General features: G+C 55.1%; 5 protein-coding genes and 1 pseudogene. 5 read left to right on the forward strand and 1 reads right to left on the reverse strand.

Annotation, left to right across the window (positions count from 1 at the left end):
* Positions 1 to 145: 145 nt before the first annotated feature.
* From HZB29_10185 to HZB29_10205, 5 genes and pseudogenes are all read left to right on the forward strand, one after another.
* Positions 146 to 481: pseudogene (locus tag HZB29_10185) on the forward strand (chemotaxis protein CheW).
* A 218-nt stretch (positions 482 to 699) separates the two neighbouring features.
* Positions 700 to 2,136: a methyl-accepting chemotaxis protein gene (locus HZB29_10190; protein MBI5815961.1), complete on the forward strand. Its 1,437-nt coding sequence runs from the start codon at positions 700 to 702 to the stop codon at positions 2,134 to 2,136.
* 30 nt (positions 2,137 to 2,166) lie between these two features.
* Positions 2,167 to 4,317 carry a response regulator gene (locus tag HZB29_10195; GenBank protein ID MBI5815962.1) on the forward strand — a complete coding sequence of 717 codons (2,151 nt, stop codon included), beginning with the start codon at positions 2,167 to 2,169 and terminating at the stop codon, positions 4,315 to 4,317.
* 43 nt (positions 4,318 to 4,360) lie between these two features.
* Positions 4,361 to 5,449: a chemotaxis-specific protein-glutamate methyltransferase CheB gene (gene cheB, locus HZB29_10200; protein MBI5815963.1), complete on the forward strand. Its 1,089-nt coding sequence runs from the start codon at positions 4,361 to 4,363 to the stop codon at positions 5,447 to 5,449.
* A gap of 2 nt (positions 5,450 to 5,451) precedes the next feature.
* Positions 5,452 to 7,788 (forward strand): response regulator, encoded by a 2,337-nt coding sequence (locus HZB29_10205; protein MBI5815964.1) that lies wholly within the window; start codon positions 5,452 to 5,454, stop codon positions 7,786 to 7,788.
* Positions 7,789 to 7,958: 170 nt separating this feature from the next.
* Here the strand turns inward: HZB29_10205 and HZB29_10210 are convergent, their stop codons facing one another.
* The gene (locus HZB29_10210) at positions 7,959 to 10,577 is read right to left on the reverse strand and encodes a response regulator (protein ID MBI5815965.1); all 2,619 of its coding nucleotides are present in this window, start codon (positions 10,575 to 10,577) and stop codon (positions 7,959 to 7,961) included.
* Between the last annotated feature and the right edge of the window lie 197 nt (positions 10,578 to 10,774).

Below are 10,774 nucleotides of genomic sequence, written 5' to 3' on the forward strand. Positions count from 1 at the left end.
AAATCCATTCTTCCCTTGCCAGTTTTCCCGTTACCGTTTACTCTTTTCATGTGACCTCCTTGCTTTCCGTTGTTTTCGTTCAAAAACATGGTAGCAGGTGAGGTCATACCTTCGTTTCAACTAAGTTTAGGACACTTTCTGCTGCCCCGCTCATGTGGTGGGGGACATGAATCTGCGCGGCGACATCCTCACAATCATGGACATAAGGGGATTATTGGGGATGCCCTCCGCCCCGCCCGGGCCGGACGCAAAGGTCATGGTGGCGCAGATTGGGGAAATCAGGGTGGGGATCATAGTGGAAGAGGCTGATGACGTCACATACCTTCGCCCGGCTGAATTAAAACCGGCGCCCGCCTCGGCGAGGAGCGGCGGTGAGGAATATTTGAAGGGCGCTTTTCCATTTAAAGGCGTGATGCTGGAAATGATCAACCTGGAAAAGATGCTCACGGGAGGCGAATTGTTGGTGGACGAAACGGTTTGATTACTTAGGAAAGCGGCCTTTACATAGCCTCCCCCTTGAGGGGGGAGGGCAGGGTGGGGGTGAAAATAAATCATGGCCAGTTGTGGAACCATGACAACTTTTTGCCGGACATTGAATGTTTCAATTTGCACCCTCCCCTCAAGGGATGGGTGGGTTTGACGACGGAACATAGGTTATACAAAGCCTACTTTTAAAAGGAGCGGACAATGTGGCGGAATATGAGGCTTAAAAAGCGGATACTTCTCGGATTCACCGCTCCGGTAATTATTTTCACGATCATGTCGGCGGTCATTTACGCGAACCTAATGGCGCTTCATAGCGCGTTTGACAATGTGGGCGGCACAGTGGAAAAAGTGACCTTGGCGGGTGATTTGCCACGCCATATGAACTTTACCATAGGAGCCGTGAGGGGCTACGTGATAACGCATGACAAAAGCCACAAGCAAAGCATAGAAGATGGATTAAAGGAATTAGACGGCGACACTGAAAGGCTTGAGAAAACATTGACTCATCCTGACCAGAAAAACCGCTTGAAACAGTTAATGGAGGTGGCCGCGAAATACAGAAAGGAAGTTGCCGAACCTTTAGTGCAAATCGTAGAAAGCGGCAAGAAGGTGGATATCATTTCGCTTGTCAATAAGGGGACGTCTTATGCCAGGGAGATGGACAAAATATCGGCCGATTTCAACGTCAAGGAAAGGCAGATATTGCAGGATGAGGAAAGCAAATTCACCGCCACTTTGAACCTGATGATCTACGAACTGATCGGGGGAGCCGTCGTGTTGATCGGCATTTCCATGGCTATCGCGTATTTCATCTCCAAAGAAACGTTCAAGAGCGTAAGCGAGATCGTCAATTCCATCTCAAGCTCCTCCGCCGAAATATCAACCACCGTATCCGAACACGAGCGCACGGCGACGCAGCAGGCGGCTTCCGTCAGCCAGACCAGCGCGACAGTGGAGGAGCTTGGAGTCTCCGCCCGGCAGACGTCCGAGCAGGCGGAAACGGCGGCGGCCACTTCGCAGAAGGGAGTGGCCCTGTCCGAAAAAGGGTCCGGCGCGGTGCAGACAACCCTGGACGGGATGGGCAGGACAAAAGACAAGGCCCGGATCATATCCGAGCAGATATTAAAGCTAAGCGAGCAGACGGGGCAGATCGGCGGCATGGCGGCCATGGTGAACGACATCGCAAACCAGGTGAACCTGCTGGCGCTCAACGCGGCGGTGGAGGCGGCCCGGGCGGGGGAGCATGGCCGGGGTTTCGCCGTTGTGGCGCAGGAGATACGCAAGCTGGCCGACCAGACTAAAAAATCAATCGAGAGGGTCAACGCGCTGGTGAACGACGTGCAGAAGGCGACAAACGCGGTGGTCATGGCGTCGGAGGAGGGGACAAAGACCATAGACGAGGGGGCGCAACTGACCGGGCAGATGGCGGACGTATTCAACAGCATATCCGACGCAATGAAGTCTATATACGAGAACGCACAGAAAGTCATGCTAAACGCCAGGCAGCAGGACGCGGCCATCGGCCAGGTGTCCGAGGCGGTGAACTCCATCAGCGGCGGAGCCAGGGAGACCGCCGCCGGGATAAGCCAGACGAAGATAGGCGTAGAGAAGCTCAAGGAGACCGCGGTGAGGCTGAAGGAACTTGTATGACGGCCGGCCTTTAAAAAGGAGAAGCGTGAAATGATAAAAGACGCGGAGATGCGCGATCTTTACAGGATCGAAAGCGGTGAGCGTCTGCGCGATATTGAAAATAGCGTTCTTGCCCTGGAGGCCAATCCGGCGGAACCCGCTCCGCTAGAACCGCTGTTGCGGGACATTCACAGCCTGAAGGGCGCTTCCCGGATGCTCGAGGTGACGGCGGTGGAGCGCATTGCCCATGCGATGGAGGACTATCTTGCGCCAGTGCGCAAGGGCGAGGCCGCGCTCACGAAAAACATGGCGGACACTATTTATAACTCGCTGGACGCGGTAAAGAGACTTGTCCGCGAAGCCGTCACCGGCGAGGAATCGGGAGTGGACATCCCGGCGGTTGTCCATTCTTTAATCGGAGACGCGCCTGGTCAAGTTGAAAGCTCCACCAACGCTCCGGCAACTGGCGGCGCCTCTGGCTCCCAATCGCGGGGGGAACCTTTGTACCAGATGGACACTGTGCGGGTGAAGACGGACAAGCTTGATTCCCTGCTCACTCACTCAGGAGAACTTGTGGTTTTGAAAACCCGCATGGCGCACAGGCTTGTCCAGGCTGAGGAAGCGATGGGCCTTTGCGACGAACTGGCGAAAGAGCGCCAGGATGGGAACGGGGTGATACGGCGCTTGAGCGCGGCGATTAGCGAACTGCGTGACGCGATAAACGAAGACGAATCAAAACTTGAATTCATTTCCAGCGAAATGGAGAACGGCATACGCAACATACGGCTTGTGCCGTTCCACGTTTTGTTCGATCTTTTTCCGCGCATGACGCGCGACCTGGCCGCTGCCCGGGGCGTTGAGACGCTCCTTTTGATCGAAGGTGGCGACACGAAGGCGGACAAGAAAGTCATCGAGGAGATGAAAGACCCGATCATGCACCTGATCCGCAACGCCATAGACCACGGTATAGAGCCGCCGGATGAGCGGGAACGGGCGGGAAAACCAAGAGCTGGAACAATAACCCTTTCGGCGCAAAGGACCGAAACAAGCGTGGAAATCCGCGTTGCCGACGACGGACGGGGATTGGACACGGAAACCATAAAACAGGCGGCCATAAAGCGCAAAATGATCAGCGCGGAGTTGGCCGGCGCCCTGACCGGACCGGACATACAGGCGCTCATCTTCGCGTCCGGATTTTCCACCAGCGCTTTCGCCACCGACATTTCCGGCAGGGGAATCGGGCTGGACGCTGTGAGGGTCATAACGGAATCGCTCAAAGGCTCCATCCATATCGAATCAACGCCGGGAGCGGGATGCGTGATGAGGATAAAACTGCCGGTAACGCTTTCGGCGACCCGGGCGCTGATCGTGATGTCGGAAGGGAGACGCTACGCCATACCTATAGAGTTCACCAAATCGGCGCGTATGGTCTCACGGGGGGATGTGTTCCCCGTGGAAGGGCGTGACACGATTGTGGTGGACGGGGCCCCTGTGGCCATAACCGGGCTTTTGGAAATACTGGAAATGCCGGCGGCCGGAGTGAAATCGTCAAGGAACGGGCAGGCTCCACGCAACGGATCTTTCCCATGCGTGACGTTGTTCGCTGGCGATCAAACCGCCGCCGTGCGGGTGGACGAACTGCTCGACGAACTGGAAATAACGCTAAAGCCCCGCTGTTCCCTGCTAAAGCGGGTCCGCAACATTTCCGGTTCAACAATTTTAGGCAACGGTGAGGTTTGCGCCGTTCTCAATCCACCGGACGTGATCCGGACAGTTCGCAAGCGCTCCATGCCCAAGGGTGCGGCCGTGGCCGCCGATTCGTCCAACGTGGCGGAAAGGAAGCGCGCGGTGCTGGTGGTGGAGGACTCCATCACCACAAGGACGCAGTTAAAGCGAATTATCACCGGAGCGGGGTATGACGTGGTGACGGCGGTGGACGGCATGGACGCATGCGAAAAGATGGCGGCCAGTTCGTTTGACGCCGTGGTGTCCGACGTGATGATGCCGAAGATGAACGGGCTGGCGCTCACCGCCAGGATAAGGGCGGACCAACGGTCTAAAGACCTGCCCGTGATACTGGTGACCACGCTGGCGTCGGACGCGGACAAGAAAAAGGGGCTGGAGGCGGGCGCCAACGCATACATTCCAAAGCCCGCGTTCGACCAGAAATTATTGCTGGAAACGTTAAGAAGATTTATTTGACCTGTTGCAAACCCGGCGAGAAGCGCGGTAAGGAGTGAGGAGTATGTGTCCAGCTTCGCGGACAAGCCTTCAAGGCGGCGGCGTCATAAAGGTCCTCCTGGTGGACGATTCAATTGTCGCCCAGGCGTTGCTGAAGAAAATGCTTTCGACCTCGCCGGACATATCCGTTGTCGGCTCCGCGCACGACGGTGAGGAGGCGCTTTCGATGATCCCCGTCCTTGATCCGGACGTCATAATTACGGACATTCACATGCCCAGGATGGACGGGCTCAAATTCACCGAGACCGTTATGGATAAATTCCCCCGGCCGATACTGGTGGTCAGCGTGTCGGTGGAAAGGAATTCGGTCAACGTTTTCCGGATGCTTCAGTCCGGGGCGATAGATGTGTTTCCAAAACCCAAGGCAGGGGGGGAAGAGGAATTCGCGCTGCGCGCCGGCGAGCTTATCAGCAAGGTCCGGATTCTCGCCGGTGTGCATGTGATGAGAAGAAAGGAGGGAATGGAGACGCACAAAGCCCCGCTGCCTTCTTCTTTATTGACCGGGGGAAAAGCAAAGAATTTCAGCCTCGTCGCAATAGGCGCTTCAACCGGAGGCCCGCAGGCTTTATACGAAATTCTTTCACGCCTGCCGCGGGATTTTTCCATACCGGTCATCTGCGTGCAGCATATCAGCGATGGATTCATAGACGGGATGGTGGAGTGGCTTCAAACAGGCTGCCAGCTTGAAGTCCGCAAAGCGCGGCACGGGGAGATCCCATTGCCGGGCAATGTCTATTTTCCCGGCGAAGGGGCGCATCTTATAGTGGACAGCTATGGCGCATTCAGGTATCTGGATGAGCCGCCTGTAAACGGGCACCGTCCGTCCATCACTCTGGCATTCAAGTCTATCGCGCGGGAATTCGGAAGCGGCGCCATAGGCGTCCTTCTCACCGGAATGGGGAATGACGGGGCGGAAGGGCTCAAAACCCTGGATTCGGCAGGCGCGGTGACCATCGCGCAGGACGCGGACACATGCGTTGTGTTCGGCATGCCCAAAAGCGCGATAGATATCGGCGCCGCCCAATATGTGCTGCCGCTCGAAGAGATAGCGCCGGCCATCATTCTAAAGATCGCTGGCGAAGGAAGGAAGTAAGCATGAATAGCAAAGCCGGGAAGGAAATCCTCATCGTCGAGGACAGCGAGGTGCAGGCCGTCCTTTTGCAAAGGATGCTCACCCAGCGCGGCTTTAAAATAGCCCGCGCCAAGGATGGCGAGGAGGGGCTTTACATGGCCCAATCGCATAAGCCCGCGCTTATCATCAGCGACATCATCATGCCCAGGATGGATGGATGGCGGATGTGCTGGCAGATCAAAAGGGACCCTGAAATAAAGGACACCCCGGTGATCCTGCTCACCCAGCTGTCTGAAGTGGAGGACGTGATAAGAGGGCTGGAGGCCGGGGCCGATTACTATATTACAAAACCTTTCGCCCCGGATTTCCTGGCCGCCAAAGCGGAATATTTTATCGCCAACCATGTCCCGGCGGCCGAATCCGGCGAGGAGGGTCCTCTTGACGTGACATACGCCGGGAAACAATTCCACGTCACCTCCGGGAGGATGCGGATTTTAAACCTGCTTCTTTCGATTTACGAGAACGCGGTGGAGCAGAACAAGGAGCTTGTCCGCGTCCAGCAGGGGCTTGCCACGCTCAACGATCAACTGGAGGAAAAGGTGCGGCTGCGCACGGCGGCGCTGATCGCCGAAGTTGACGAACGCATACTTGCGGAAGAAAAACTGAAAAGTGTGAACAGGGCGCTTAGAACATTAAGCGGCAGCAACCGTGCGCTTATCCGCTCTATCAGGGAGGAGGAGCTTTTGAGCGATATATGCCGTGTCGCGGTAAAATCCGGCGGATATCATATGGCGTGGATCGGCTACCTGGATAACCGCGCGGTGAAATCCGCCCGCCTGATGGCGTGGGCCGGGCCGGAGAATATGGACGGCAAGATGGTCCAGGCGGCATGGCCGCAGACTTGCGGCGATGATTGGCCGATGGCAAGGGCGTCGCAAAGCGGCGCGCCATTTATCGCAAGGGATATCCTGGATAATCCTGAGTTCGCATACATGCGCGGCCACGCCATTGATACCGGATATTGCTCATGCGCTTCGTTTCCCCTGAAGGTAAAAGGCGTTGTTATGGGCGTGGTGAATATTTATTCCACGAACGCGGAAGCGTTTTCCACCGACGAATTGGCCCTGCTTGATGAAATGGCCGGAGATATCGCATATGGCATAGGCTCGTTAAGGGAACGCGGGGCGAGAGAGAAGGCGGAAAAACAGGTGCTGGAAAGCGAGGAAAAGTTCCGCCTGATGATGGAAGCCGCTCAGGACGCTGTCATCCTGGTTGACGGTGACGGGATAACGCAGAGTTGGAACGGGTCCGCGGAGAGGATTTTCGGCTACGCCGCCTCCCAGACGTTGGGAAAATCCATAATAGACTATATAGTGCCGCCAGATAACCGGGAGGCCGTCTGCCAGTGGCTCGGGCAGTTCAAAATAAGCGGGTCCGGGCCGCTGATCGGAAAAGTGACCGAAGTGACGGCCATGAAGGCCGACGGCGCCTTCTTGCCGGTTGACATGTCCCTTTCATCCGTGCAAATCGGCGGCAAATGGATGGCCATCGGTCTGTTAAGCGACATATCGGAAAGGAAACAGACCGAGCAGATGCTTTTACAGTCGGAAAAAATGGCCTCAATCGGGCACCTTGCGGCGGGCATTGTCCACGAGATAAACAATCCCGTAAGCTACGTCAGTTCGAATATCGGTTATTTGAAGCAGGAAATCGGAAAATTATTCGAAACATTCGGATCGGCCCCGCAAAATCCGGAAGACTCGGAGCGCCGCATTGAAAATGCCCACAAAGCCGAAAAGGAATTTGTGGAAATACTCAAGGAGTCCGGCGAGGGGATCCAAAGGATCATCGCAATCATAAGGAACCTGAAAACGTTCACCCATGTTTCCGACGAAAAATGGGAGACTGCCGATATTCACAAGGTCATCACAGGATCGCTGAACATTGTCCGCAACGAAATTAAATACAAAGCGGAAGTGGCGATGCAGTTTGAGTCCAAATACGCGGATATGGTGGAGTGCATTCCCAACCAGTTAAGCCAGGTGTTCATCAATTTGATTGTGAACGCGGGGCAGGCCATAAAAGAAAAGGGAATCATAAGCATCCGCACAAGAGACGCTGGCGAATCGGTGGCGGTGGAGATAAGCGACACGGGCGAGGGTATTTCCAGGGAGAACATGAAACGTGTATTTGAACCTTTTTTCACCACAAAACCCGCCGGAAAAGGGACCGGGCTTGGCTTGTCGCTTTCGTATAAGATCGTCCAGAAGCACGGCGGGTCGATCAACGTAAAAAGCGATGCCGGGAAAGGGACGATGTTCACAGTAACGCTGCCAGTGCGCCATACTTCCAGTGGCTGATGATGACCATTACGCTGACATCTGATGCGTCACGTCTTGGCGACATCTTCCAGTATCTTCCTGACACTTCCTGTTTAACTTAATCAGTTGGAAGATTGTTAGAAGATTTTTCAACCAGCGCCGCGAGTTGTCCCTTGTTTCGCGGCTACGGCCAATACGCGGGCAAGTTCTCACCTGCCCGCCAACAGGTTGGCGACCATGGACATGAATTCCTTTGCCACCACCGGCTTGATGATAAAGCCGTTAGCCCCCAGTGAAAGCGCCTTTGCGCGGGCTGTGCCCTCGGCGGTGTTGGATGCTTCGGCGGACGTGGCGATCAATATCGGCGTCCCCTTGACATGCTCGATGCGCCTGGCGGCGGCCAGGAATTCAAAACCGTCCATCTCCGGCATGTTCAAATCGGAGATGATCAGGTCCGGGCTGGCGTCTTTTAACATATCCAGCGCTCCATTGCCGTTATCCGATTCAATGAACTCCGCCTTGAGTGAATCCAGAATTATCTCCTTCATCATCTTCCGATGCGCTTCCTGATCGTCCGCTATCAGGATCAAAACATCGAAATGGCGGAGGCTGACTTTAAAAACGCTTCCCTTGCCAAGCTCCGATTCCACCGTCAGATCACCGCCATGTTCCTTGATGATGTCGTAACAATATGGCAGGCCAAGCCCGGTGCCAGACTCTCCGTGGGTACCCTGAGTGGAGGTTTTGACTTCGCTCTTGAAAATATCTGGCAGTATGCCGGGGCTTATCCCGGTCCCTGTGTCGCCGACGCAAACGGCGTTTTCGCCGGGATCCCCGCCATATACCGTAATCTTGCCTCCGGCTTTGGAGAATTTGATCGCGTTGGAAATCAGGTTATGCAAAACTTCCCTGAAAAGCACATGGTCGGCGATCAGGCGGAAATCTTCCGGCAGCGTGTTTTCAATTTGAATTCCTTTTTTCTCCGCCAGTTGGCCGAGGCCGGCCACAACATCGGCGGCGAGGCGCTTTGGATAGACAGCCCTTTTCGCCAGGACCATCCTTCCAGCTTTAAGACGCGTCAAGTCCAGCAGCTGTTCAATCAACCGCAACATCGCTTGGGCGTTGTTAAGCACAAGCCGTTCAAGCGTGGATTTGTCTTCACCGCCCAGGGTTTCACCGTTTTCACGCAAGATATTCATGGTGGTGATAATGTTGCAAAGCGGCGAACGAAGGTCGTGGGAGGCGAGCGAAACAAACTTGTCTTTCATCTTTGTGGCTTCTTCGGCGATTTCTTTGGCTTTCTGGAGTCCGGCTGTGCGCTCGAGCACTTTGTTCTCCATGTCAGCGTAAAGACGCGCGTTCTCGACGGCGGACGCCACCTGCCCCGCAATCACCTGGATTACCTGCAACCGTTTGGGGCTGAATATGTTGCAGGCCAGATTATTCTCAAGATAGATAATCCCTGTCACCTTGCCCTGATGGACTATCGGAGCGCATAACACCGACTTGGGCCTCTCCTTCAGGAAATATGGGTCTTTTCCAAAACCTGGATCGGACAATGCGTCTCCAAGCACGATATTTTCGCTGGTGCGCGCCACGTACTTTAGAATTGAGATCGGGGCTTTGCCCTCGTCCAGCGGAACTTGCCCTGATATCGTCAAATCTTTTTTGCTTACCGCGCCTTCCGCCTCCAGCGACATTTTCCCGTCGTCAATCCGGATAAAGTAACCCTTTTCAGCGCCGGCGTTCTCTATGATGACCTTCATCATTTTCTCCAGAAGGGAGGTCATCCTGATCTCGGCGGATATGGCCAGGGTTGATTTCATTATGCTTTCAAGGTCCAGGCCGGAGTTTTCCTTGCCGCTGGACGTGGTGGACTCTGACGCCGTGCGCGTGGAGACACCGGATGCGTCAATTTTGGCCGCCGGACCGGAATTGAATCCTGAGACCAGATTGAGAATATGCGGGAATTCCCGTTCCAGCCTCTCCGCAATCCCTGTGGCGCCCCAGCCGCGATACCAATAGCTCGCTTCGCGCAGATGCTCCCGGGCCGCAAGTTTTACTCCGTTTGCATCATAAAACCTTCCGGCAAGCTCGTTTCCCAGCGCTTTGATGTTGATATAACCGTTTTCATCGGCGGACTGTATGGCCTCGTTGTAAAGGCCTGCCACCGCAAGGCCCGCCCCGCTGCGCCGTCCGATCTCAGCTTTTAACAGCAGGGCTTTGCTTTTGAAGTTGGAAGGATTCAGCGAGGCCCACGCCTCCAGTTTTTTCAGCTTTTTCCGGGCCTTTTTCAGATATGCGCGGTCTTTGCCTGCGTCATAGGCCGCGCACAGGGTGAGCGCATGCCAGAAATGATGCTCCACGGTGTGCAGCATGGCGATGGAATATTTCAGATATCCTTCCGATTCGGCGGCCATCCGCAGCGCATCCTCATGTTTTCCCCATAGATAGAGGGCCGCCATTTTATTCACAAAATAAAAATGGGAAAAGTGGAGGGATGTGAAACCTTTTATGTGTTCCACGAACTTCTTTTCGTCAAACTCCGCGTCCCCAAATGAAGACGGGCTTTGCGTCGCCCCTTCAAGGTTCCGGATCGTCCTTAACACCGCTGTCAGAGCGCCGGCCGCCTCGCGGCTGTTGATCCGGTCCATGAACGCCAGATAGTCCTCGCCGAGTTTTTTCACCTCCGGCAGCGGCACACCCCTGATGAACTGGCTTTCGGCCAGTGTGCAGGCGGCGCACGACACATGGAAGAAATCGCCGGTCTGAAGGCCGCTTTCGTATGCGGCCCTGTAGTAATCCTCGGTGATCCTGGCGTGCTCCATCCAGAAGTCGGTGAAATAAGCGGAGACGAAATTGACCTCGCTGCGCTGTTTGAGGTTGTTATTAACCGTCTCATAATAGTATTGACATAAGTGGATATATGCGTTACGCTGTAGTCCATGAAGAATACAGATGGGCGCGGGCTTGATAGTAAGACATTGACGCAGTTGCGCAAGCGGGCTGTGGCCTGTGTGCAGAG

This window comes from Nitrospinota bacterium (assembly GCA_016235255.1).
Taxonomy (GTDB): Bacteria; Nitrospinota_A; UBA7883; order UBA7883; family JACRLM01; genus JACRLM01.